The sequence below is a fragment of the Serratia sp. NFX21 genome (assembly GCF_048517035.1).
Classification (GTDB): Bacteria; Pseudomonadota; Gammaproteobacteria; order Enterobacterales; family Enterobacteriaceae; genus Serratia; species Serratia quinivorans.
In genome coordinates, this window is the sequence record NZ_CP183196.1 from 532,529 (window position 1) to 556,087 (window position 23,559).

The 23,559-nt window shown below is 53.4% G+C and carries 21 protein-coding genes and 1 tRNA gene; 15 read left to right on the forward strand and 7 right to left on the reverse strand.

From position 1 onward, the window contains the following. Position 1 precedes the first annotated feature (1 nt). Entirely contained in the window at positions 2 to 184 is a 183-nt protein-coding gene (locus tag ACNT1W_RS02470) for a hypothetical protein (RefSeq protein ID WP_126501188.1), read from the forward strand. Between the two features lie 65 nt (positions 185 to 249). On the opposite strand, the gene ACNT1W_RS02475 is transcribed toward ACNT1W_RS02470, so the two are convergent. Continuing rightward, positions 250 to 1,497, reverse strand: coding sequence for an MFS transporter (locus ACNT1W_RS02475; protein ID WP_012004565.1), 1,248 nt, complete (start codon positions 1,495 to 1,497; stop codon positions 250 to 252). A gap of 218 nt (positions 1,498 to 1,715) precedes the next feature. Here ACNT1W_RS02475 and ACNT1W_RS02480 point away from each other — a divergent pair, with 218 nt between their 5' ends. Next, a complete protein-coding gene (locus ACNT1W_RS02480; RefSeq protein ID WP_419246363.1) occupies positions 1,716 to 2,708 on the forward strand; it encodes an acyltransferase in 993 nt (330 codons plus the stop codon). Here the strand turns inward: ACNT1W_RS02480 and ACNT1W_RS02485 are convergent. From ACNT1W_RS02485 to xylA, 5 genes are all read right to left on the reverse strand, one after another. Continuing rightward, positions 2,703 to 3,626: a GlxA family transcriptional regulator gene (locus tag ACNT1W_RS02485; RefSeq protein ID WP_419246364.1), complete on the reverse strand. Its 924-nt coding sequence runs from the start codon at positions 3,624 to 3,626 to the stop codon at positions 2,703 to 2,705. The two genes, ACNT1W_RS02480 and ACNT1W_RS02485, sit on opposite strands and share 6 nt — an antisense overlap. Positions 3,627 to 3,628: 2 nt before the next feature. Further along, on the reverse strand, positions 3,629 to 4,180 hold the full coding sequence (locus tag ACNT1W_RS02490; RefSeq protein WP_419246365.1) for a cysteine hydrolase family protein: 552 nt from the start codon (positions 4,178 to 4,180) through the stop codon (positions 3,629 to 3,631). A gap of 100 nt (positions 4,181 to 4,280) precedes the next feature. Then, complete coding sequence (locus ACNT1W_RS02495; protein WP_012004569.1) at positions 4,281 to 5,675, reverse strand: amidohydrolase family protein; 1,395 nt, start codon at positions 5,673 to 5,675, stop codon at positions 4,281 to 4,283. 146 nt (positions 5,676 to 5,821) lie between these two features. After that, entirely contained in the window at positions 5,822 to 7,273 is a 1,452-nt protein-coding gene (gene xylB, locus ACNT1W_RS02500; RefSeq protein ID WP_419246366.1) for a xylulokinase, read from the reverse strand. A 42-nt stretch (positions 7,274 to 7,315) separates the two neighbouring features. Then, positions 7,316 to 8,635 carry a xylose isomerase gene (gene xylA, locus ACNT1W_RS02505; RefSeq protein ID WP_085115228.1) on the reverse strand — a complete coding sequence of 440 codons (1,320 nt, stop codon included), beginning with the start codon at positions 8,633 to 8,635 and terminating at the stop codon, positions 7,316 to 7,318. Between the two features lie 366 nt (positions 8,636 to 9,001). On the opposite strand from xylA, the gene xylF reads away from it, so the two are divergent. The 6 genes from xylF to ACNT1W_RS02535 all read left to right on the forward strand — a co-directional run bounded on the left by xylF (position 9,002) and on the right by ACNT1W_RS02535 (position 15,092). Next, positions 9,002 to 9,997, forward strand: coding sequence for a D-xylose ABC transporter substrate-binding protein (xylF, locus tag ACNT1W_RS02510; RefSeq protein WP_012004572.1), 996 nt, complete (start codon positions 9,002 to 9,004; stop codon positions 9,995 to 9,997). A gap of 29 nt (positions 9,998 to 10,026) precedes the next feature. Next, positions 10,027 to 11,568, forward strand: a complete 1,542-nt coding sequence (locus ACNT1W_RS02515; RefSeq protein ID WP_112363441.1) for a xylose ABC transporter ATP-binding protein — start codon at positions 10,027 to 10,029, stop codon at positions 11,566 to 11,568. Then, positions 11,546 to 12,730 carry a xylose ABC transporter permease XylH gene (xylH, locus tag ACNT1W_RS02520; protein WP_017891189.1) on the forward strand — a complete coding sequence of 395 codons (1,185 nt, stop codon included), beginning with the start codon at positions 11,546 to 11,548 and terminating at the stop codon, positions 12,728 to 12,730. Before ACNT1W_RS02515 ends, xylH begins: the two co-directional genes overlap by 23 nt. Positions 12,731 to 12,834: 104 nt before the next feature. Continuing rightward, positions 12,835 to 14,013: a D-xylose utilization transcriptional activator XylR gene (gene xylR / locus ACNT1W_RS02525; protein ID WP_017891190.1), complete on the forward strand. Its 1,179-nt coding sequence runs from the start codon at positions 12,835 to 12,837 to the stop codon at positions 14,011 to 14,013. A 67-nt stretch (positions 14,014 to 14,080) separates the two neighbouring features. After that, positions 14,081 to 14,701 (forward strand): nucleotidyltransferase domain-containing protein, encoded by a 621-nt coding sequence (locus ACNT1W_RS02530; RefSeq protein WP_259191402.1) that lies wholly within the window; start codon positions 14,081 to 14,083, stop codon positions 14,699 to 14,701. Continuing rightward, entirely contained in the window at positions 14,652 to 15,092 is a 441-nt protein-coding gene (locus ACNT1W_RS02535; RefSeq protein ID WP_017891191.1) for a hypothetical protein, read from the forward strand. The genes ACNT1W_RS02530 and ACNT1W_RS02535 overlap by 50 nt, the downstream gene beginning before the upstream one ends. 5 nt (positions 15,093 to 15,097) lie before the next feature. Here ACNT1W_RS02535 and ACNT1W_RS02540 read toward each other — a convergent pair whose 3' ends face one another. Further along, complete coding sequence (locus tag ACNT1W_RS02540; RefSeq protein ID WP_017891192.1) at positions 15,098 to 15,952, reverse strand: LysR family transcriptional regulator; 855 nt, start codon at positions 15,950 to 15,952, stop codon at positions 15,098 to 15,100. Positions 15,953 to 16,078: 126 nt separating this feature from the next. Here ACNT1W_RS02540 and ACNT1W_RS02545 point away from each other — a divergent pair, with 126 nt between their 5' ends. The 7 genes from ACNT1W_RS02545 (at position 16,079) to ACNT1W_RS02575 (ending at position 23,537) form a co-directional block, all read left to right on the forward strand. Then, the gene (locus ACNT1W_RS02545; protein ID WP_012004579.1) at positions 16,079 to 17,278 is read left to right on the forward strand and encodes a CynX/NimT family MFS transporter; all 1,200 of its coding nucleotides are present in this window, start codon (positions 16,079 to 16,081) and stop codon (positions 17,276 to 17,278) included. A 76-nt stretch (positions 17,279 to 17,354) separates the two neighbouring features. After that, a complete protein-coding gene (locus ACNT1W_RS02550) occupies positions 17,355 to 18,701 on the forward strand; it encodes an esterase-like activity of phytase family protein (RefSeq protein ID WP_261099659.1) in 1,347 nt (448 codons plus the stop codon). Between the two features lie 101 nt (positions 18,702 to 18,802). After that, positions 18,803 to 18,897, forward strand: a tRNA-Sec gene (locus ACNT1W_RS02555). Positions 18,898 to 19,059: 162 nt separating this feature from the next. Next, positions 19,060 to 20,226, forward strand: coding sequence for a tyrosine-type recombinase/integrase (locus ACNT1W_RS02560; RefSeq protein WP_419246367.1), 1,167 nt, complete (start codon positions 19,060 to 19,062; stop codon positions 20,224 to 20,226). Between the two features lie 254 nt (positions 20,227 to 20,480). After that, positions 20,481 to 21,254, forward strand: a complete 774-nt coding sequence (locus tag ACNT1W_RS02565) for an ABC-three component system protein (protein ID WP_419246368.1) — start codon at positions 20,481 to 20,483, stop codon at positions 21,252 to 21,254. Next, positions 21,242 to 21,715, forward strand: a complete 474-nt coding sequence (locus ACNT1W_RS02570) for an ABC-three component system middle component 2 (RefSeq protein ID WP_419246369.1) — start codon at positions 21,242 to 21,244, stop codon at positions 21,713 to 21,715. Before ACNT1W_RS02565 ends, ACNT1W_RS02570 begins: the two co-directional genes overlap by 13 nt. Further along, positions 21,708 to 23,537 carry a hypothetical protein gene (locus tag ACNT1W_RS02575; RefSeq protein WP_419246370.1) on the forward strand — a complete coding sequence of 610 codons (1,830 nt, stop codon included), beginning with the start codon at positions 21,708 to 21,710 and terminating at the stop codon, positions 23,535 to 23,537. Before ACNT1W_RS02570 ends, ACNT1W_RS02575 begins: the two co-directional genes overlap by 8 nt. Positions 23,538 to 23,559: the final 22 nt, after the last annotated feature.

Below are 23,559 nucleotides of genomic sequence, written 5' to 3' on the forward strand. Positions count from 1 at the left end.
GATGAATATTAATACTTTTCTGCTAGTTGCAAAAAATAACGTAGGGACTGACAAAACTGTTCGAGAGGAAGAACAGCGACGTTTGACGCTAGAGGCACTTAATGATGTAGAACAGCTGAATATTATCAGCCATGAGGAAGTGCAAGCATGGGCGATAAATTTGGATGCTGACAAACGGAGTTGAGGGTGTTGAATCCAATGCAAACTTTACAGCACGTGAGGAGATAACCTCTCCTCACGTGCTGATCATTACAATGCGGCGTTAGGCGTCGGCGTTGCGTCGCCGCTGCGGCGTTTGCTGAGGAACAGCGCTACCAGCGCCAGCCAGCACAGGCCGCTAATCAGGTTGAACAGATTGAACAACCCGCTGCCGCCCCACACGTAGGCCACTTTCGCCAGTTCTATGCCGACGGTGAATACCATCATGCTCAACATGCCCATGGTGGCGGAAACCGTGCCTTTGCTGACGGAGCTTGAGAACAGCGTCAGGCGGTACAGCCCGGCGTTGGCCAGCCCGATACCGTAGGCGTACAGGCTCAGGCCTGCGGTCATCCACAGGTAGGCGTGGGTCGAGAACAGGGTAGCCAGCGCCGCGATCAGCAGCCCCAGCATCATTGGCCCTGCACCCAGTTTGATCAGGCGTTGTACGCTGTTTTTACCGGTCAAACGCGCCAGCGTCAGGTTGCCGAGGATCAGCGCACCGAACACCGGAATTTGCAGCAGGCCGTAATCGAGCGTCGACAGCGACTCGCCGCTGATCAGGATCACCGGTGATTGGGCAATCCAGGCCAGCAGCGGCAGGCTGGCGAAGCCAATGGCCAGCGCCCCGCAGACAAAACGACGGTTGGACAGCACCTGGCGATAGTCACGCCACAGGTTGGCGGCCGAGAGTTTCTCACCCTGCAGCGACGCGGTTTCCGGCATCGCTTTCCACAGGCCATAGAAGGCAAAGGCCGCCAGCGCCGCGAACAGCACGAACATGCTCTGCCACGGCGCGACGTGGATCAGCGCAGCACCGGCCAATGGCCCGAGCAACGGGGCAATCAGCGCCACGTTGGCCATCAGTGCGGTGATTTTTATGCACACAGATTCCTCAAAAGATTCCTGTATCGTGGCGTAGCCGACCGCGCCGATAAAGCACAGGCCAATCCCCTGCAGGAAACGCATAAAGATAAATTGCTCGATGCTGGTCACCAGCAAAATCGCCAGGCAGGCGACGATAAAGAACGCCACACCCGCCAGCATCACCGGGCGACGACCACGGCGATCCGACAATGGCCCCAGCAGCCACTGCAGGAAAATACCGCCGGCCAGATAGGCGGTCATTGAGGTTGGCACCCACTCTTCACCGGCGTTGAAATCTGCCACCACCGCCAGCATGCCAGGCTGGATCATATCGTTGGCGATATAGGTGGCGAACTCGAACAGCACCAGACAAAGAGGGAATAAAAGCGCCTGTCGACCCAAGCGAGCCGCAGGTGGTAATGTTGTTTTCATAGTTATCGTACTGAAAGTAAAGAATAAATAAGGAACTGTCAGGGCGGGGAACGCTATCTGAGCGAGTTGTTGCGGCTATTTTGCCGCCAATTGTTCACCTTGGCAATCATCAGGTGTTGTTTAAGCACATTCTGATATTGCCCGTCAGGGTTGCCACCCACACTTTCGCTGGTTAACCTCTTTATAACAAACGAAGATGACAATATTGCGGGCGACCTTTGAGTAATAAAATTGGCTGGATAGATAACTTGCGCGCGGTGGCGTGCATGATGGTGGTGATGATCCACGCCACCACCTATTACGTCACCAGCGGGGTGGCGGTGGGGGAACACAACTGGGATATCGCCAATGTGCTGAACTCGCTGTCACGCGTCTCGGTGCCGTTGTTTTTCATGATTTCCGGCTATCTGTTTTTCGGTGAGAAAAGCGCAGGTAAGAAACATTTCATCCGCATTGGCTGTTGCATCCTGTTCTACAGCACCATCGCGTTGATCTATATCGCGGCGTTCACCAAAATCGGCTTCTGGCCGTCGCTGCGCGGCATGTTACTCAAGCCGGTGTTCTATCACCTGTGGTTCTTCTATGCGATTGCGGTGATTTACTTGCTGTCGCCGCTGGTCAGCGTCAAGCCGGTATCGCGCCGTTATCTGGCCGGGGTGCTGGTGATCCTGGCGGTGATTGCCAACCCCAATACCAGCTCGCTGACCCTGGGTAACACGCACCTGTTACCGGTGAATCTGTATATCTACGGCGATACTTTCTATTACCTGCTGTATGCGTTGGCCGGACGGGCGATTGGCATGATGGACACCCAGGGGCGGGGCGTCAGTGGGCTGGCGGCGTTGGGGTTTGTAGCCAGCGTGGCGTTGATTACCCACGGCACCAAAAGCCAGATGTTTATCAACGGCAACTTCGCCGATACCTATTACATTTACTGCGGCCCGCTGGTGTTTATCGCGGCGGTGTCTTTGGTTATCTGGTTTAAAAACTGCCTGCCGGAACCGATTGGCTGGTTGGGCGTTTTTTCCCGCCATTCGCTGGCGATCTACGGTTTTCACGCCATTATCGTTAACTTTATGCGCAACCGGCACCTGGAACTGACCAGTCATCCGTTGCTGGATATCTTCTGGGTGTTTGGCGTGGCGCTGGCGCTTAGCCTGCTGCTGTCGATAGGCCTGCAGAAAATAGACACTCGACGGTTGGTGTCATAAGCCGATTGAGCCGCGCTGCTGGGCGCGGCGCAGTTGGCGGCCGGAGGAAAATCCCGCGGCCAACGCCGCTTTCTCCAGCCCATAGCCTTGCTGCAGGCGCTGCTGCGCCACCGCCAGTCGTAATTGTTCATGGTACTCACGCACGCTGATGCCAACATGGCTGCGGAATAGCCGTGCCAGATGGCGGCTGCTGACATGGGCCTTTTCCGCCACCTGCGGTACTGACCATTCCGCTTCCGGCTCTGCGGCCATCACGTCTTGCGCCCGGTGCACTGCCGGGTGCAGATGGTTACGGTAGCGAAGCCAGGGTGAAAGCTGCGGGTCGTCGCCGGACCGGCGAAAATACACCACCATTTCCCGGGCAATCTCCATCGCCCGGCTAGCGCCGCATTGGCGATTAATCAGGTGCAACGCCAGATCGATCCCGGCGGTGATGCCGGCGCTGGTGTAAACGCTGCGGTCTTCAACAAAGATGCGGTTTTCTTTCACCTGCGCTGCCGGGGCCTGCTGGCGCATGCGTTCAATCACGTCGTGATGGGTGGTGCACTGGTAACCGTCGAGCAAACCGGCCTGTGCCGCCAGCAGGGCGCCGGAACAGACACAGACCAGCGTGATACGTTGCTGTTGCAGGTCGGGTTGCAGCGCGGCCAGCCAGCGGCGGGCCTGTTCGGCCGGCCCATTGGCGAAGAAATGTAGCGAATCACTGACGCCCGGCACCACTAAAATAGCGCCGTCTTCCAGCCGATCAGGCAGCGGCTGTAGCTGACTCAACGTCATGCCAACCGAGCAGGTAACCTGCGGCACTGGGCTGATGTAGTGCAGGCTGAACTGCCCGGCCAGGCGCAGGGTTTCGGCTGGGCCGCTAACGTCCAGCGACAGCACCTGGGGCAGCATCAGAAAGTAGACGGCCTGCGGCATGGTTACTCCTGTGAGAGTTGCGCCAGAGCCTCATCCACGCTGGCGATGCGGGCGAAGCGGTCGACCAGCACCGTCTCAGTATGCCGCTTGAGTTGTTCGGTGGTAAAGACTTCTCCATCGGGATGCTGCATCGGGAAAGTCAGCGTGGCCTCGGTCACGAAAGTCACCTGATAGCCGAGATCGGCCGCCACCCGGGCGGTGGTTTCACAGCACTGTTCGGTACGAATGCCGCAAATAATCAAATGCTTGATGTGTCGCTCCAGCAGCCAGGCATCCAGGCCGGATTCGGTCAGCGCGTTGTGCACCTGTTTGTGTACGGTGACATCGGCCTGATGGTCGAGGAACGGCAGGCGTTTTACCCAGCCGGACGCCAACGAAAATGGCCCCTCTGGCGATACATGAAATACATCAACCAGCGCTACGCCCTGCTGGCGGCAGCCTTCAATCAGCCGCGTCAGCGCCTGTTGGAAAGCGGGGAGATCCTGCTCTTGCCAGAATGGACGATGCTGAAATGATTGTTGAACATCGATGATCAATAACGCGCTATATGACATTTTCGGCCCTCCGCCAATTAGGTATAACGCCATACTGAGCCGTTATCCTGCAAGGGAGAAGGCCAAAAACGGCCATCATGGTGGCATTAGCGGACCAGTATCAGGCTTTGCCAACCTGGCCGGCCACCAGCCGCCCTTGATGGAAGGTGGTGCGGCGCGTTGGCAGACGGGCTACCGCTTCGGCGGAGCAACTGGCGTCGATCAACACGAACTCCGCGCTGTCCCCGGCTTTGGGCCACACCCGTTGGCCTTTGTCATTCAGCGGCAGCACGCCGCCGGTGGAAATCGCCATGGCGCGCGACAGATGGAACTCGTCGGAACCCCGATAGAGCTGGGCGTAAAGGTTGGCTTTTTCCAGAATATCGCCGGTGCCGAACGGTGACCAATGGTCGATCACGCTGTCGGTTCCGGTCATCACAAATACCCCTTTTTCACTGAGCTGCGGCAGTGGCATCATCAACCCACCGATCGGCACCGTCGAGGCGATGGTGATTTGCTGCGCCGCCAGTCGGGTGGCGGTTTCCTCTAATTCATTCGGGTTCAGCGCGGTCAGGGCAAAGGCATGGCTGATGGTGACTTTGCCGCGTAGCGAAGGGTTCTTTTCTACGGTGGTAATCATGTAGTTGATGGCTGCCACCCCGGCCGGGCTGGTTTCGTGCAGGTGGATATCGACGCCTTTGCCGGTATCGAGCGCAATCTGGAACATGGCATCCAGCGACTGCTCCATCGCCCCGTCGACATTGGTCGGATCCAGCCCGCCAACGTATTGCACTCCCATCTGCATGGCTTCGCGCATCAAGCCGTCGACTTTTGAATGCAGCAGCCCGTGCTGCGGGAAGGCGACGATTTCACAGCTAAAATCTGCCCGGTGATTTTCCAGCGCGCGCTGCAGGTGTTCCAGGCTTTTCAGCCCGCTGACCGGATCGATATTGCAGTGGCTGCGCGCCACGGTGCTGCCTTTGGATTGCAGCAGGGCGATCAGGTTTTCTGCGCGCTGTTGCGAGGTGGGCAACAGTTTGGGGATTAATGTTTGTTCCAGCGCGATCATATCCATGATGGTTTTGCCCTGACGCGGGCGCGGTGCCTGCCATGGGCCGCTGTAAAAGGTTTTATCCAGATGGATATGCATGTCGCGAAATGCCGGTAACAGTAACTGGCCCTGTGCCTGATAGCGCGGTACGCCAGCGGGTGCTGCGGCATCCTTCGGGTGGATGGCCGCAATCTTGCCGTCTTTGATTTCAAGCTGATAGAGCGCGGTGCGGGTGCCGATCACCGTGTCGCCATCGTACTCGAAACCCTCTTCCAGCCGGACATCGCTCAGCCAGTAGTGGCTGTCGGTCAGGGTCATGGGCTGGGCCTCCGGTAAACAAGGGCTGCCAGTGGGTACGGCGGCCTGCGCCACGCCGCCGGTCAGGCCGATCACCGCGCAGGCAGTGGTAATTTTGCCGGTTTGGCTGAGGAAAGCTCTGCGGCTTTGTTGTTGGTTTTTTTCCACGTTCAGTTCCTTAATCCAGAGGTGAAGTGCGTCAAAAGACAGCCACCAATTTAGGAGAGGAGCCGGCGGGTTGGCAGTGACATTTGCCACTGGCGACTATTCGATTTGGCAATAATAAGGGGGCAGGGCTAATGCCCCCACTGGTTTTACATCAGCGGCAACAAGCGAGTATAGAGTTCGCGGAAGGTGCTGCGCTGTTCGGCGTACTGCTGGTGGCGCTCGGCATTAGGGGTATGCACCTGCTCCAATGCCAGCTCGGGCAGCAGTTCGCCGAGTGGGCGCTGCGGGTTCAGTGCGATTTGAGCCAGCCGCGCGGCCCCCAGCGCCGGGCCGACGTCGCCGCCGGTGCGGTATTCCAGCCGTTGACCACTGATGTCCGCCAGCATTTGCCGCCAGAACGGGCTACGCGCCCCGCCGCCAATCAGGGTGATGCTGGTGGGCTGCAGGCCGCTGGCGTGCAGCACATCCATGCCTTCTGCCAGGGCAAAACCGACGCCTTCCAGCACCGCACGCGCCAGATCGTTCGGGCCATGTTGGTGGGTGAGGCCCCAGAATGCCCCCTTGGCGTTCGGATTGTTATGCGGCGTCCGTTCGCCGGACAGGTAGGGCAGAAACCACAGCGGAGCCGCCGCCGGGGGGGCCTGTTCGACATTGCGCAGCAGGGTGGCGACGTCTTCGACGTTAGTCAGTTTGCAAACCCAGTCCAGACAGGAGGCGGCGCTGAGCGTCACCGACATCAGGTGCCAGGTGTCGGGCAGCGCATGGCAGAAACTGTGCACCGCGCTGGCCGGGTTGCTGAGAAAGCCGTCGCTGACGGCAAAATAAACCCCTGAGGTACCGAGCGACAGCATCGCCTGCCCGGCCTGATACAGCCCGACACCGATCGCCCCGGCGGCATTATCGCCGCCACCGGCCACCACAGGTACCGGGGACATGCCCCAGCGCCGGGCCAGTTCGGTATGCGTTTGCCCGGTGACCTGATTGCCCTCGAACAGTTGCGGCATCTGGCGGCGGGTCAGGCCGCAGGCGGCCAGCATCTCGGCGCTCCAGTCGCGCTGCGCCACGTTTAGCCAGCCGGTGCCGGCAGCGTCCGACATGTCGCTGGCGAAGTCGCCGGTGAGGCACCAGCGTAAATAATCTTTGGGCAACAGCACCTTATCGATGCGCTCAAACACCTGGGGTTCATGCTGTTGCACCCACAATAGTTTAGGGGCGGTGAAGCCCGGCATCATCAGGTTACCGGTGATTTGCCGCGATTGCGGCACCGCCTGTTCCAGCGCCAGGCATTGCGCGCCACTTCTGCCGTCATTCCACAAAATGGCCGGGCGTAGCACCTGTTGCCGTGCGTCCAACAGCGTGGCGCCGTGCATCTGGCCGCTGAGACCGATGGCCTTCACCTGTTGCAGGCTGTGCTGCTTGCCCAGCGCCAGCATGGCGCGATCGGTGGCGTGCCACCAGTCCTGCGGGGCCTGCTCTGACCATAAGGGATGAGGGCGGGAGATGGGCAGCGACTCACCGTGGCTGGCGAGCAATTGGCCCTGCTCACTGAGCAAAATGACTTTTACGCCGGACGTGCCGAGGTCGATGCCGATATACATGGAAAGATCCTTAAAGGCGCGGCGAGTGCCGCGCGGGGTCAGTTAGCCGAACAGATAGCGGTTCATCAGGTTTTCAAGCTGTTCCTGGCGGCCGCTGACGTGCTGTGGCGCCAGTGCATGTCCTTCAGCGTACTGCGCCAGCGCCTCGAGCGACAGTTTGCCCTGCAAAATTTGCTGGCCCAATTCACCATTCCAGCCGGCATAGCGTTTTGATACCTGCTGATGTAACTGGCCGTCGGTCACCATTTTAGCCGCGACCTTCAGCGCCAGCGCCATGGTATCCATAGCCCCAATATGGCCATAGAACAGGTCGTATTTGTCGGTGCTTTGACGGCGTACCTTGGCATCGAAGTTCAGCCCGCCGGTGGTAAAGCCCCCGGCCTTGAGAATTTCGAACATCACCAGCGCGTTCTCTTCCACGCTGATCGGGAACTGGTCGGTATCCCAGCCCAACTGTGGGTCGCCCCGGTTGGCATCGACGGAACCAAAGATGCCGAGCGCGATGGCGGTGGCGATCTCATGGTGGAACGAGTGGCCTGCCAGCGTGGCGTGGTTGGCTTCGATATTCACCTTGATCTCTTTCTCCAGGCCGAACTGCTTGAGGAAGCCGTACACGGTGGCGACGTCGTAATCGTATTGATGCTTGGTCGGCTCCTGAGGTTTTGGCTCGATCAGCAGGGTGCCCTGGAAACCGGTTTTGTGCTTGTGCTCCACCACCATCTGCATAAAGCGGCCAATTTGCTCACGCTCCTGGCGCAGATCGGTATTCAGCAAGGTTTCATAGCCTTCGCGGCCGCCCCAAAGCACGTAGTTTTCACCGCCCAGACGCTGGGTGGCGTTCATGGCGGTGAACACCTGGGTAGCCGCCCAACTGAAGACTTCCGGATCCGGGTTGGTGGCCGCACCGGCACCGTAACGCGGATGGGTAAAGCAGTTGGCGGTGCCCCACAGCAGTTTTACCCCGCTGCTGTGTTGTTTTTCTTCCAGTACGTCGGTCATGACCGCAAAGTTGTGCAGGTACTCTTTCAGCGAAGCGCCTTCCGGCGAGACGTCGACGTCATGGAAGCAGTAATAGGGAACGTTCAGCTTGTGGAAAAACTCGAACGCTACGTCGGCCTTACGTTTGGCCAGCGCCAGCGCGTCGCCCGGCTGCTGCCAGGGGCGATCGAACGAGCCGACGCCGAACATGTCCGCACCGTTCCAGCAGAAGGTGTGCCAGTAGCAGGCGGCAAAGCGCAGGTGCTCCGCCATGCGCTTGCCGAGCACCAGTTCATCCGGATTGTAATGATGAAAGGCCAGCGGATTATTACTGGTGGGGCCTTCGTAGCGCACTTGCTCAAGCTGATCAAAATAAGATTGCATTATCGACTCCTGGGTAGCAATGCCCGGTTTACGGGATGGCTTTATCTTCGGAGTTTGCGACAGGCTGCTCAATTACGTTATTTCACAGTTAAATTCACAGAATTATTAAATGTGCGACAGATCTCATAATTGGTTATTAACCGCAGTTTATTTAAGGCTTAATTCACTTTTATTTGTCGACCTGCTTTTTTTCAGCGCGAAAGCATGACCGCCATCATAAAAACAACATTAAACCAAAAATCATAATTGGCCGGTAAAAATCAGTAATTGCTGAATATTAAATAACCGATAACAATCCGCTCTAAGTTGCATCACCAGTCTGTTTCAATTATTGCCCCTACCCGTTAAATAACAAAGGTATATAAGATGAAATTCAAACCTGTGTTCCTTTCGGTCTGTGCGTTGCTGGCGCTGGCGAGCCAACCGGCGCAGAGCAAAGAAGTCAAAATCGGCATGGCGATCGACGACCTGCGCCTGGAGCGCTGGCAGAAAGACCGCGACATCTTCGTCAGCAAAGCCAAAGCGCTGGGGGCGGATGTGTTTGTTCAGTCGGCCAATGGTAATGAAGAAACCCAGATGGCGCAGATTGAAAATATGATCAACCGCGGCGTCGACGTGCTGGTGATTATTCCCTACAACGGCAAGGTGTTGAGTAACGTCATCAGCGAAGCCAAGCGGGAAGGCATTAAAGTGCTGGCTTACGATCGAATGATCAATAACGCCGATATCGATTTTTACATCTCCTTTGATAATGAAAAGGTCGGTGAGCTGCAGGCACAAAGCCTGGTGCAACGGGTGCCACAGGGCAATTATTTCCTGATGGGTGGCTCGCCGGTGGATAACAACGCCAAGCTGTTCCGCCAGGGGCAGATGAAGGTGCTGCAACCGCTGATTGACGGCGGGAAAATCAAAGTGGTGGGCGATCAGTGGGTCGACGGATGGTTGCCGGAAAACGCATTAAAAATCATGGAAAATGCGCTGACCGCCAACAATAACAAGATTGACGCGGTAGTGGCTTCCAACGATGCCACCGCCGGCGGCGCTATCCAGGCGCTGGCCGCGCAGGGCCTGGCGGGCAAGGTGGCTATTTCCGGTCAGGATGCCGATTTGGCGGCGGTGAAGCGCATTGTCGCCGGTACCCAGACCATGACGGTGTATAAGCCAATCAGCAAACTGGCCGACGAGGCGGCGGGCATCGCGGTGCAACTGGGCAAGGGTGAACAGCCGAAGGCTAACGCCACATTAAATAACGGCAGCAAAGACGTGCCATCCTGGTTATTAACCCCTATTCCGGTTGATAAATCGAATATCGACAGCACCATTGTTGCCGACGGTTTCCATAAAAAAGCCGAGATTAATTAATTCCGCAAGCCGGTAATCCGGAGGGAATAATGCCCAGCCTATTAGAAATGAAAAATATCACCATGCAATTCGGTGCGGTCAAGGCGGTAGATAATGTCAGCCTGAAGTTAGAGGCAGGCCAGGTATTATCGCTGTGTGGTGAAAACGGTTCGGGAAAGTCCACCCTGATGAAAGTGCTGTGCGGTATATATCCGCATGGCAGTTATCAGGGCGATATTTATTTCTCTGATGATTTATTAGCGGCGAAAAATATTCGCGACACCGAGCAGAAAGGCATCGCCATCATTCATCAGGAGCTGGCGCTGGTGAAGCAGATGACGGTGCTGGAAAACATGTTTCTCGGCAATGAATGGCGCCGGTACGGCGTAATGGATTATGACGCCATGTATCTGCGCTGCCGACGGATGCTGGCGCAGGTCAAGCTGGCGGTGGATCCCAACACCCCGATCGGCGAACTGGGCCTGGGGCAGCAACAGCTGGTGGAGATTGCCAAGGCGCTGAACAAGCAGGTGCGGCTGCTGGTGCTCGATGAGCCGACGGCGTCGCTGACCGAAAGTGAAACCGCTACGCTGCTGGCGATCATCGAGGATCTGCGCGATCACGGTATCGCCTGCATTTACATTTCGCACAAGCTCAATGAGGTGAAGGCGATCTCGGATCTGATCTGCGTGATCCGCGACGGCAAGCATATCGGTACGCGCCCGGCAGCGGAAATGAGTGAGGACGACATTATCGCCATGATGGTTGGGCGCGAATTAACCGAGCTCTATCCGCAGCAACAGCATGATATCGGAGAGGTGATCCTGCAGGTGGATAATCTCACCGCCTGGCACCCGGTGAATCGTCACGTTCGTCGGGTGGACGATGTTTCTTTCAGCCTGCGACGCGGCGAGATCCTCGGGGTCGCCGGGTTGGTTGGCTCCGGGCGCACCGAAACCATGCAGTGCCTGTTCGGCGTCTACCCTGGCCGTTGGCAGGGGAGCATTAGCCTCAATGGCCAGCCGGCCGTCATCAACAATTGCCGCCAGGCGATGCGATATGGCATTGCCATGGTGCCGGAAGATCGCAAGCGTGATGGCATCGTGCCGGTGATGGGCGTGGGGGCCAACATGACGTTGGCGGCGCTGAGCGACTTTAGCGGCGTACTGACGGTGCTTGATGATGCACGGGAACAGGCGACCATTCGCCAATCGCTGGCGCAGTTAAAAGTGAAGACTTCCTCACCCGAACTGGCGATAGCCCGGCTGAGCGGCGGCAACCAGCAGAAGGCCATACTCGCCAAATGCCTGCTACTGAAGCCGAAAATTCTCATTCTGGATGAGCCGACGCGCGGTATCGATATCGGTGCCAAACACGAAATCTATAAGTTAATCAATCAGCTGGTCCAGCAGGGTATTTCGGTGATCGTGGTGTCTTCGGAGCTGCCTGAAGTGTTGGGATTAAGCGATCGGGTATTGGTGATGCACCAGGGGCGTATCAAGGCTTCGTTGGTCAACCAGGGTTTGACCCAGGAACAGGTGATGGAAGCTGCATTGAGGAGTGAAACAGATGTCGAAAAACACGCAGTCTGAAGCGATCGTGCCGGCAATGGTGGAGAAAAACCCCATAGTGAAACTAAAATCCATCAATTTGCAGGTGTTTGTGATGTTAGCGGCGATAGTCGTCATTATGCTGTTCTTTACCTTTACCACCGAAGGGGCCTATCTCAGCGCGCGTAATATTTCCAACTTGCTGCGCCAGACGGCGATCACCGGTATTTTGGCGGTCGGCATGGTGTTCGTGATTGTTTCGGCAGAAATCGATCTGTCGGTCGGCTCAATGATGGGCCTGCTGGGCGGGGCGGCGGCGATTTTTGACGTCTGGCTGGGTTGGCCGCTGCCGCTGACCATCGTGGTGACGCTGCTGGCCGGCCTGCTGTTGGGGGCCTGGAACGGCTGGTGGGTGGCCTATCGCAAGGTTCCGTCGTTTATCGTTACCCTGGCGGGCATGCTGGCCTTTCGCGGCATCCTGATCGGCATTACCAATGGCACCACGGTCGCGCCGACCAGCGGAGCGATGTCGCAAATTGGCCAGAGCTATTTGCCGAACGGCCTGGGTTTTGGCATCGGTGCCGTTGGGTTGATGCTGTTTGTCGCCTGGCAGTGGCGGCGACGCAGTCGGCGTGCCCAGCTCGGTTTGCCGGTGGCGACAGCAGGCGGTGACGTCACCCGACAAAGCATTTTGGCGCTACTGGTGCTCGGGGCTATCTATTTGCTCAATGATTACCGTGGGGTACCGACGCCGGTGCTGATCCTCACCGCACTGATGTTGGCGGGGATATTTATGGCCACCCGCACCGCTTTTGGCCGTCGGATCTACGCCATCGGCGGCAATATTGACGCTGCGCGGCTGTCGGGCGTTAACGTCGAGCGCACCAAGCTGGCGGTGTTCGCCATCAACGGCCTGATGGTGGCGATTGCCGGGTTGATCCTTAGTTCGCGCTTGGGTGCCGGTTCGCCTTCGGCGGGTAATATCGCCGAGTTGGACGCCATCGCCGCCTGCGTGATTGGCGGCACCAGCCTGGCGGGGGGCATCGGTAGCGTGGCCGGCGCGGTGATGGGCGCATTCATTATGGCGTCGCTGGATAACGGCATGAGCATGCTGGACGTGCCGACCTTCTGGCAGTACATCGTCAAGGGCGCCATTTTGCTGCTGGCGGTATGGATGGACTCCGCCACCAAGCGCCGGGCATAAAAGAATAGCGTCTGAGCTCACAGTTATGAGGTGATGCCTGCTGTTCTTGCAGATAGTTGTGCTATCCCAGACCCAGAGGGCAGTTCGTTTACCGGGGATGTGGCATGTTTGAAAAGCGCTTTCGCATTACGTTGTTGTTCAACGCCAATAAAGTGTACGACCGCCAGGTGGTTGAGGGCGTAGGTGAGTATTTACAGGCCTCACAATGTGACTGGGACATCTTTATCGAAGAGGATTTTCGCTGCCGTATCGACAACATCAAGGACTGGCTGGGCGATGGGGTGATCGCCGATTTCGACGATGGGGCCATCGAGCAACTGCTGCATAACGTCCGGGTGCCGATTGTCGGGGTGGGCGGCTCTTATCACCGTGATGAGGACTATCCGCCGGTGCACTACATTGCTACCGACAATCAGGCGCTGGTGGAGGCGGCATTCAGTCACCTGAAAGAAAAGGGCATTAATCGCTTTGCCTTCTATGGTTTGCCCAGCGAAGGCGGTAAACGCTGGGCGCAGGAGCGTGAGCATGCTTTCCGCCAGCGGGTCGCGCTGGAGCAGTATCAGGGCGTGGTGTATCAGGGCATGGCCACCGCGCCGGATAACTGGCAATACGCGCAGAACCGATTGGCGGACTGGGTGCAGACCTTGCCGCAGCAGACCGGCATCATCGCGGTGACCGATGCGCGGGCGCGCCATTTGCTGCAGGTGTGCGAACATCTGGACATCGCGGTGCCGGAAAAGCTTTGCGTGATCGGCATCGACAATGAAGAACTGACGCGTTACCTGTCGCGGGTGGCGCTGTCTTCGGTAGCGCAGGGTACCCGTCAGATGGGGTATCGTGCCGCCAAGCTGCTGCACCAACTGCTCGATCGCCGTGAGCTGCCGCTGCAGCGCATTCTGGTGCCGCCAGTGAAGGTGATTGAACGTCGTTCTACCGATTTCCGCTCGCTGCGCGATCCGGCGGTAATTCAGGCGATGCATTACATTCGTCATCACGCCTGCAAGGGCATCAAGGTCGAGCAGGTGCTGGACGCGATTGGCCTGTCGCGCTCCAACCTGGAAAAACGCTTCAGGGATGAAACCGGCGAAACTATCCACCATATGATCCATCAGGAAAAGCTGGATCGCGCCCGCAACCTGCTGACGGCTACCTCGTTGACCATCAACGAAATTTCACAGATGTGTGGCTACCCGTCACTGCAGTATTTTTATTCGGTGTTCAAGAAAGGTTATGACATGACGCCCAAAGATTACCGTGGGCGTTATGGCGAGGTTGGGTATTAGGGTTTGCTTGTCTAATGTAGCCTTATTGGCTACATTTGTAGCTAATAAGGCTACATTACGAGGCGCTATGTACGATCCTTTGCTTGCTCTCCTGTTCAGTGAATATCGGCGAAAAGTGTTAACTTTGTTGCTAAATAAGCCAGAAAAGGCATTTCATGTGCGAGAAATTGCGCGTCAGACCGCAACTCAGGCCGGTACCTTACATAAAGAGTTGAACAAACTGGCACAGGGCGGCATCTTGCTCAGACAGCAACAGGGAAACCAAATCTGCTATCGGGCTAACCCTGATTGCCTGATTTTTCCTGAGTTGGTGGCTATTTTCCGCAAAACCTCCGGGATGGTCGAGCGTTTGCGCCAGGCATTGGTTGAACTTAACGCTGAGTTTGAACTGGCCTTTATTTTTGGTTCGATTGCCAGTGGTAAGGCCAAGGATGACAGTGACATAGACGTCCTGATCGTCGGCAACCTGTCATTCTCAGAGGTGATCAACGCGTTTTACCCTCTGCAGCAGGAGCTGGGTAGGGAAATTAACCCCAAGCTGTACTCGCCAGTCGAGTGGCAGGCGGCTTTGGCGGAAAATTCAGCTTTTATTCAGGATATTATGAGTAAGCCTCAGCTAGGGATTTTGGGAGACAAGGATGACGTTAGACAACCTGATCGGCCTTGGCCTGGAGGCAATAAAGCCTGACGCGGGTGCAATCAGAAAATTACTCTCCGCCGCTGCGCGTAATCGACATGACGCCAGTATCACTCTGCTCAGCAATGAAACGCGTTTTGACACGGCGTATAAAGCGGTCATGCAAATCGCCAATGCAGCCCTGCAGGCGGAAGGTTTTCGGACCTCGACCCATAAACCCGGTCATCATCAACTCATGATCCAATCATTGCCGCTGACCCTGGGTATTTCGCGTGAGGCAATGATCTGTCTGGATGCTTTGAGGAAACAACGTAACATCGCCGATTATTCAGGTGATTTGGTGACGGATGCGGCGGTGTCCGCCTGTCTGGAACAGGCAGGCGCACTCTGGCTGGCGGTTAACGATTGGCTGCAACTCAAACATCCGCAATTTTTGGAATAATCTTCTCACATCAGCCCACAAAACGCCTTCAGCCGCTCGGCCAGCGCGGGAGTGGCTGCGGGGGCGCCGTCGCGGTAGTACAGCGCCAGCTCAATGTTGTCGATCGGCGGCAACCCTTCGGCGCTGCCGAGAACCCGATGGCTGGGCAAGCGGCAGCCGGCCGGCAGCAGGGTGACGCCCAACCCGGCGGCAGACGCGGCGGTGAGTGCGGCCAGGCTGGCGCTGCTGTAGCCAATACGCCAGCGCTTGCCGAGGTTATCCAGCGCCTGACACAAATCATCGCGATATAACCCATTGAGCGGGAATACCGCTAGCGGTACCGGTGACTGTTCTATTGCCGGGAAGGCCAGGCTGTCCAGCCACAGCAGCGGTTCCGGCCGGGCGGCCCGCGGCGGCTGGCTACGGCGTTGTTTAACCAGGATCAGATCCAGCTCTTCACGGGCGTAGGCACTGTGCAGATCGGCGCTCAGGCCGCTGGTGACGTCCAGCCGCAGATGCGGATGCGCCCGGCTGAATTCCGCCAGCAGTTCGGTGGTGGGGGCGGCAAAATCCTCCGGCATCCCCAACCGCAGTACGCCGTCGCGCCAGATGCCGGTCAAGGCGTCGTGCGCCTCTTCATTCAGCGCAATGATGCGCCGCGCATAGCTCAACAGCTTGACGCCTTCCTCGGTCAGCAGTACCTGATGGGACGAACGTTCAAACAGGGGTTTACCCAGCATTTCTTCCAAGCGGCGCACCTGTTGGCTGACGGTCGACTGCGACAAAAACACCCGCTCTGCGGCGCGAGTGAAGCTGTTGCTGTCGCATACTGCGACAAAGCTGAGCAGTAACTGCGGATTGAACATCGGGTAACGATTCATTTTTCCACTGTTGGCTATTTTATTATTTAATTTCCCAATACTAACGGGGAAGCCTAGAGTAAGGCAACGTTGCGGCTGCCACTCTGTGACCCCGCACTCTTCATCCCGGAAGTTCAGGAATAGATCGTGTTAAATCAATTTGTTGCTCCCCCTTTCTTACGCCGCTGGTTCAACCCCCTGCTATGGGCGCTGGTGCTGATTGGCCTGAATATGCGGCCGCTGTTGACCTCGATCGGCCCGTTGTTGCCGACGTTGCGGCAGGCCACCGGGCTGAGCTTTGGCGGTGCGGCGTTGCTGACCACCTTGCCGGTGCTGATGATGGGGTTGATGGCGCTGGCGGGTGGGGCGATCAACCGCCTGTTCGACGAGCGTACCAGCGTAGTGCTGAGCCTGTTGGCCATTGGCCTGGGGGCCGCCTGGCGTGAGCTGGCACCGGGCAGCACGCAATTACTGCTGAGCGCGGTGTTGGGTGGACTGGGGATTGGGGTGATCCAGGCGGTGATGCCCGGCATTATCAAACATCACTTTCTCAAGCAGATGGCGCTGGTGGCCGGGCTATGGTCGGCGGCTCTGATGGGCGGTGGCGGTCTGGGAGCGGCGATGACCCCCTGGCTGATGAGTGTCGGCCATGACTGGCACCGTGCATTGGCCTGGTGGGCGGTACCTGCACTGGTGGCGTTAATCGCTTGGTGGCCGGTCAGCCGTGGCCTGGCACGCCTGACGCCATCCGGAACCTCCTCTGGGCCGAGCCTGTGGTTCAGCCGTCGTGCCTGGTTGCTCGGTGCCTATTTTGGTTTGATCAATGGCGGCTATACCAGCCTGATCGCCTGGCTGCCGCCGTATTATATGCAGCTCGGCTGGCAGCCGCAGGCCAGCGGATCGCTGTTGGCACTGATGACCTTCGGGCAGGTCGTCGGGGCGCTGCTGTTGCCAGCGCTGGCGCGATCGCTGGATCGACGGCCGTTGTTATTGCTGGCATTAGTCATGCAGTTGATCGGCTTCATCGGCCTGATTTATCTGCCGCAGACGTTGCCGTGGCTATGGGTGCTGGTTTCCGGCCTGGGGCTGGGTGGCGCCTTCCCGCTGTGCCTGGTGTTGGCGCTCGATCATATTCCGCACCCGGCGGCCGCGGGGCGCTTGGTGGCCTTTATGCAGGGCATAGGTTTCCTGCTGGCGGGAGCCACGCCTTATATTTCCGGCCTGTTGCGTGATTACAGCGGCGGTTTTGTGCTGGATTGGCAAATCCATGCGTTGCTGGTGGTGGTGCTGATCGCCATCACCTGGTGCTTCCATCCGCACAGCTACCGGCGGGCGTTCGCCGAATAATATTACTGTCATTGCGGTTCCCTATAGTGACGTTGCTTTTACTTCTGGGTGATAACAACAAAAAGGGAACCAAGACATGCACATAACCAAAACCCGCCTGGCACTGTTGGCCGGCTGTATGGCGCTGAGCACTAACCTATGGGCGCAAGCCCAACCGGTGCCGGCAACCCTGGCCGGGCACGCGTTACTGGCGGTGAAATCCAACGTTGCCGCACCGCAGGATGCCCCCGCCGATTTACAGCAAAGCGGTAAATACACCAGCGGCAAACGCGTGACCGAACTGGGCAGCGTGGCGGGTAAATCCGCCGATCGCATGACCGGTATTGGCCTGCCGATCAACGGGCAGCCGCTGCAGGGCCATTCCGGCATCAAACATATGCCCGACGGCACCTACTGGGTGCTGACCGACAATGGTTTTGGCAGCAAGGCCAATTCGCCGGACGCCATGCTGTACCTCAATCACTACAAAATCGACTTTGACAACGGCACGGTGACGCCGCTGAAAACGGTGTTTCTGCACGATCCGGACAAAAATGTTCCCTTCCATATCATCAATGAGAGCACCGATAAACGTTACCTGACCGGCAGCGACTTTGACCCGGAAAGCTTCCAGTTTGCCGATAATGCCCTGTGGATTGGCGATGAGTTTGGCCCCTACCTGATTAAGGCCGATCTGAACGGTAAGGTATTGGCGGTGTTCGATACCAAGGTCGACGGCAAGGTGGTGAAGTCGCCGGATAACCCGACGCTGACCCTGCCGGGCGCACCGGATGGCAAACAGAACTTCCAGGTGGCACGTTCCAAGGGTTTTGAAGGCATGGCGGCATCACCGGACGGCAGCAAATTGTACCCGTTGCTGGAAGGCGCGCTGTGGGACGGTGAAAAATTCGAGAACATCGATGGCAAACGCTACCTGCGGGTGCTGGAATTTGACGTGAAACAACAGGCCTGGACCGGGCGCAGTTGGCAATACGTGTTGGAAGACAACCAGAACGCCATTGGCGATTTTAATATGATCGACGCCACTCATGGCCTGGTGATCGAGCGCGATAATAACGAAGGCACGGCGGACCAAGCCTGCGCTGCGGGTGCCCCCACAGACAACTGCTTCAGTCAGGTGGCGAAGTTTAAACGGGTATATAAAATTGCCTTTTCTGACGACAACGTCGGTAAACCGGTCGATAAATTGGCCTATATTGACCTGATGAACATCCAGGACCCGAACAAATTGGCGCGCAAACCGCTGAACAACGGCGTGCTGACCTTCCCGTTCTTCACCATTGAAAACGTGGACGTGGTGGACGGCAGCCATATCATCGTCGGCAACGATAATAACTTCCCGTTCTCCTCCAGCCGCCAGCCGAACGTGGCGGATGACAACGAGTTTATCCTGCTGGACGTGAAGGAACTGTTGAAACCTTAACCCTGCCTGCCTCCGGCATAGTGCCGGGGGCTAGCGCTATTTCCCTCTTAGCGCCAAGGGTAAACTGCGCTATAATCAGCCCCTTGCTTCCTGTTCCCGAAGGAAGATCCTCGTCCCCGGTGGGGCGGCCGGACTTCAAATCCGGTTGGGGCCGCCAGCGGTCCTGGGCAGGTTCGACTCCTGTGATCTTCCGCCAAACATTGTCCTGATAGTTCCTGGTAAATCCATAAAAACAATATAAATCAATGCATTGATTGGTATTTCTGTCCGTATAAGTCCGTACGCTACTGCCTGAATCCGTGAAAAATGTGTATAGTGGTGCGTATAAAGTTTTTATACACAGAATTTACTTATACACATGCTTCTAACTGACATACAAATTCGACGCTCCAAACCGCAGGAAAAGCCCTACACCATCAACGACGGCCAAGGTCTGTCCCTTCTTATCAATACTGATGGGAGTAAAGGTTGGCGTTTTCGCTATCGCTATGCCGGAAAAGCCAAGTTGATGTCCTTTGGCACCTACCCCTTGGTGACGCTAGCTGAAGCGCGAGAAAAGCGCGGGGAAGCCCGTAAGCAGGTTGTGAATGGCATTGACCCAGTAGCCGAGAAAAAGGCGCTAAAGCTCGCCCAAAAGCTTTCTGTCGAGAACTCCTTTGAAGCAATTAGCCGCGAGTGGCACACGAACAAGGCTGACCGATGGACTCTGGCCTACAGGGAAGAAATCATGCGCACTTTTGAGCAGGATGTGTTTCCGTATATTGGTCAACGCCCCATTGCTGAGATTAAGCCTTTGGAGTTGCTGGAAGTGTTGCGACGGATTGAGAAGCGTGGGGCATTGGAGAAAACCCGCAAGGTACGCCAGCGTTGCGGAGAGGTTTTCCGCTACGCAATTATTACCGGCAGGGCGGAATACAACCCAGCGCCTGATCTTGCCAGTGCATTAGCCGTTCCCAAACAAAAGCACCATCCGTTCCTTTCGGCCGAGGAACTGCCTTACTTTGTTAAGGATTTGGAAGGGTATACCGGCAGCATCATCACCAAGAATGCAGCGAAGATCGTTATGCTGACCGGCGTGCGCACGCAAGAAATGCGCTTTGCCACGTGGGAAGAGATCGATTTTGAGCGTGCAATCTGGGAGATCCCCGCAGCACGCATGAAAATGCGTCGCCCGCATATTGTGCCACTCTCTACTCAGGTGGTTGAACTGTTTAAACAGCTACAACCGATCACAGGTCACTATCCTTACATTTTCATTGGACGAAACAACCGCAGAAAGCCTATAAGTAAGGAAAGTGTGAATCAAGTAATAGAGCTGCTGGGATATAAGGGGCGAGCCACCGGTCACGGTTTCAGGCATACGATGTCTACTATCCTGCATGAACAGGGGTTTGATTCTGCATGGATTGAGATGCAACTTGCTCATGTGGATAAAAATGGCATTCGGGGAATTTATAATCATGCTCAATATCTTGAAAGTCGTAGAGATATGATGCAATGGTATGCAAATAACTTGTCTTTTTAGCTTAAAAGGGTGGATGTATCGCATGGGGAAGCCACTAGCGACGATCATGACTTGGGATGATGCTACATGGGAAGAGTTCATACATGATTGGCTAACAGAGTGTCATGCGACTACCTATATCACTCATGAAAGGCTTGGGGGAGCTGGTGATAAAGGACGAGATATTGTTGGTTTCCTAACTGACCCTAATGTAAATGGTTACAAATGGCATAATTACCAATGTAAGTTTTATGCTAATAGATTGAGTTTCTCAGATGTTGTTGTTGAGTTTGGAAAGCTTATCTACTTTTCTAAGTGCGGTGACTTTCCGGTTCCAGAAAAGTACTATTTTGTGGCACCAAAAGATTCTGTCTACTGCTTTCTCAGAATTATTAAAAAATCCTGATGGATTGAAGGATAAAATTTTAGGCTGTTGGGATAAGTCAATTAGCAAGGAAATTACAAAAAAAACTAAAATTCCACTTGACCAAGATCTCATTAATTATATAAATGATTTTGAGTTTGATATTTTTTACTCGGTACCATTGTCAAGAGTATTGAGTGAAACTTCAAAAAAGCCATTGTTTTTTAAATATTTCAACGAACTTTATTGTGCTAGAGAGTTTCCTTGTGTAACACCAGAATATGACCCGATCATTGAATCTGTATATGTAGGTCAGTTGTTAGATGTCTACTCTGAAGTATCTGCAATGGACAATTTGGATCTTAAAAGTCTCATCAGCCCATATAATAATCATTTTAAAGGGTGTAGAAATGATTTTTATTTCGCATCGTCTCTTAGTAGATATATGAGGGATTCATTTATAGAAGATAATTTTAGGATATTCAAAAGCTATATTAGTTCCTCTATCGAAAGCGTAATTTATAAAAAACATAGCAATTCGTTTGATAGATGTAATGATATTCTCAATCAGGCATCATTGACAAACATATCTCATCCTATTCTATCTAAAATATGTGAGGTTCCTGATAAGAAAGGTATTTGCCATCATTTGATTAACGATGGGGATCTGAAATGGAAGATATAGCTATGATTAGTGTTTATAATTCAAACCTTGAGATATCTATACGTGTAGCCAAAGTATTAATGGAGTTCAACCCAACTGGTTTAAGTATTGAGAGAATAGTCTGTATTGATTTTCTGGTTCTCAATCTCAAGGACTTTCTTCCTGACCAAGAAAGTCTGCACCCAGCCATTCCAAGAAGAGATACACAATTAGCAATAAAGAGGAAGATTTTTAACGATTCATTAGAGTTGATGAAAAAATATAGAATAGTAACGGAGGTATTTGCGAGAGAAGGATTTGTATATATGGTTACGGATAAAACATTTTCATTTACCAACGCAATACAAAATGAATATATAGTGAAAATGGAGCGAAATATAAAATTAATAAAAAAAGAGTTTGGTTCCTTGAGTGTTAAAGAATTAAAAAAGATGGTGGTATCAAAGTTTGGGAGATTAGATATGGAGCTAAATAATGGGTAGTTATTTTAACATTAAAAAAATAGCAATAACCGGGATGTTATCTACTACAGTTTCGATAGAGTTTGGCTCAAAGTTGACGATCATTGTCGGAGGTTCAGACTCTGGTAAAACATATCTTTATAATCTGATCCGCTATCTTTTTGGTGATGAGAAATTAGAAAATGCAGATATTGGTGAAGCCAAGGGATACGATACGGCTTATATTGAGTTTTCATTAGGGGACGAGCATCTCACAATAGAAAGGGGTTTGCATGATAATAGTAACTATAAGTTATACTCGGGTGGAATAGATACGACTGGTCCTAATACATTTATCAAAAACATAATGAAGACTGCAAGTTCTAAAAATAGCTTCAACACTATTTTTTATGGCAAACTATCCTTCAATAAAGCTCAGGTTAGAGTAAATGGAAGTGGTGGGATTAATAAGGTAAATTTAGGAAATGTACTCAATTTCTTTTTTATAGATGAAATACGTATTTTAACTAAACAGTCACTTTTATTATCTGATCAATATGCAGATCATGTCAAAAATAAATCTGAATTTAAATTTCTTATTACTCAGAGAGACGACGCGACTATAGGCGAGGAAAAGCCAAATAAGAAAGAAAAGGTTTTTTTAAAAAGGCAAGTGAATGAGTTAATAGATGAAATAAGAAAAGGTATTATATATCCTGAGTTGTCACTTATTTCCATTAATGAAAGAATAGATAGCATTGAAATTGAAATAGATAAATTGATTAAAGAAAATGATGACTTGTTGGACATCTATAATGAAAAAATAATTTTGATTAATGAAATTAGAAGCGAAATTAGTAATCTACAGAACAAAGAGAGTTATCTTGCCATGCTGATTAATAGGTTTTCTATATTAAAGGATTGCTATCTATCAGACTTACAAAGAGTAAACTCTATTTCTCAAGCCAACTTCTTTTTGGAGAACTTTTCTGATGAATTATGCGAAAAATGCGGGCATTCAATAAAAAACACACCTGAAATTAGTTATGATGATTATCATTTTTCCTGTATGGCAGAGTCAAAAAAAATAAACTCTCAGCTATCTGGGTTAATCAAATCAATAGAATCAAATGAAAAAGAGCTTGATGATGTGACCCTCTCCATCTTGGATAGTGAGCGTATTCTACATGAGGAGTTAGAAGGTCATGATCAACTACATAATATTGATTTGAAAGATTCAAGAAGGAAGATTGAAGATCTTTATGAGTATAAGGAGTTTATTTTATCTGATTTGACTAAGCACAAGATTATTGATTCATTGATGTCAAAAGAAGAGAGTATTGATGAGGATAAGTTCGATCCTAGTGATTTTGATAGTTTAAAAACATATGAAATAAATGGATTGGTAGAAGAGTTTAAAAATAGACTTAATGCTATTAGATTTAATGATAGTAGTGATAATAAAGTTTATTTTGATGATGATGCTTATGACTTTATTATAAATGGTAAGAAAAGATCGCTATATGGAAAAGGTAGTAGAGCTGTTATATATGCTTGTTTTACAATATCTTTAGCTGAATTCCTTGCTAAAGAAAACAAACCTCAAACTGGATTTGTTTTATTAGATAGTCCATTGGTTACTCACTTTGATAAGAAAAGGGATATACAAAAAAAAGACGTCAACCCTATTAGTCTAACGGATAATTTTTATAAGCATTTAATTTCTTGTCAATTAGATATTCAAGTGGTTTTGATAGAAAACAAAGGTCCTTCTTTTGTAGTGAATAATAGCGGTGATATAAAGCTGGTCGATTTAAATTTAGATGGCTCAGCAGGGATTTTCCCCAAGGATAATTTGATCTGAAATGGGCATTAGTATGTGTATT

Excerpts from the sequence above, each read along its gene's own strand:
- ACNT1W_RS02470 (WP_126501188.1), top strand. The coding sequence starts at position 2 with ATGAATATTAATACTTTTCTGCTAGTTGCAAAAAATAACGTAGGGACT.
- ACNT1W_RS02475 (WP_012004565.1), bottom strand. The coding sequence starts at position 1,497 with ATGAAAACAACATTACCACCTGCGGCTCGCTTGGGTCGACAGGCGCTT.
- ACNT1W_RS02485 (WP_419246364.1), bottom strand. The coding sequence starts at position 3,626 with ATGCCGCAGGCCGTCTACTTTCTGATGCTGCCCCAGGTGCTGTCGCTG.
- ACNT1W_RS02490 (WP_419246365.1), bottom strand. The coding sequence starts at position 4,180 with ATGTCATATAGCGCGTTATTGATCATCGATGTTCAACAATCATTTCAG.
- xylB (WP_419246366.1), bottom strand. The coding sequence starts at position 7,273 with ATGTATATCGGCATCGACCTCGGCACGTCCGGCGTAAAAGTCATTTTG.
- xylA (WP_085115228.1), bottom strand. The coding sequence starts at position 8,635 with ATGCAATCTTATTTTGATCAGCTTGAGCAAGTGCGCTACGAAGGCCCC.
- xylF (WP_012004572.1), top strand. The coding sequence starts at position 9,002 with ATGAAATTCAAACCTGTGTTCCTTTCGGTCTGTGCGTTGCTGGCGCTG.
- ACNT1W_RS02515 (WP_112363441.1), top strand. The coding sequence starts at position 10,027 with ATGCCCAGCCTATTAGAAATGAAAAATATCACCATGCAATTCGGTGCG.
- xylH (WP_017891189.1), top strand. The coding sequence starts at position 11,546 with ATGTCGAAAAACACGCAGTCTGAAGCGATCGTGCCGGCAATGGTGGAG.
- xylR (WP_017891190.1), top strand. The coding sequence starts at position 12,835 with ATGTTTGAAAAGCGCTTTCGCATTACGTTGTTGTTCAACGCCAATAAA.
- ACNT1W_RS02530 (WP_259191402.1), top strand. The coding sequence starts at position 14,081 with ATGTACGATCCTTTGCTTGCTCTCCTGTTCAGTGAATATCGGCGAAAA.
- ACNT1W_RS02535 (WP_017891191.1), top strand. The coding sequence starts at position 14,652 with ATGACGTTAGACAACCTGATCGGCCTTGGCCTGGAGGCAATAAAGCCT.
- ACNT1W_RS02540 (WP_017891192.1), bottom strand. The coding sequence starts at position 15,952 with ATGAATCGTTACCCGATGTTCAATCCGCAGTTACTGCTCAGCTTTGTC.
- ACNT1W_RS02550 (WP_261099659.1), top strand. The coding sequence starts at position 17,355 with ATGCACATAACCAAAACCCGCCTGGCACTGTTGGCCGGCTGTATGGCG.
- ACNT1W_RS02560 (WP_419246367.1), top strand. The coding sequence starts at position 19,060 with ATGCTTCTAACTGACATACAAATTCGACGCTCCAAACCGCAGGAAAAG.
- ACNT1W_RS02565 (WP_419246368.1), top strand. The coding sequence starts at position 20,481 with ATGTTGTTGTTGAGTTTGGAAAGCTTATCTACTTTTCTAAGTGCGGTG.
- ACNT1W_RS02570 (WP_419246369.1), top strand. The coding sequence starts at position 21,242 with ATGGAAGATATAGCTATGATTAGTGTTTATAATTCAAACCTTGAGATA.
- ACNT1W_RS02575 (WP_419246370.1), top strand. The coding sequence starts at position 21,708 with ATGGGTAGTTATTTTAACATTAAAAAAATAGCAATAACCGGGATGTTA.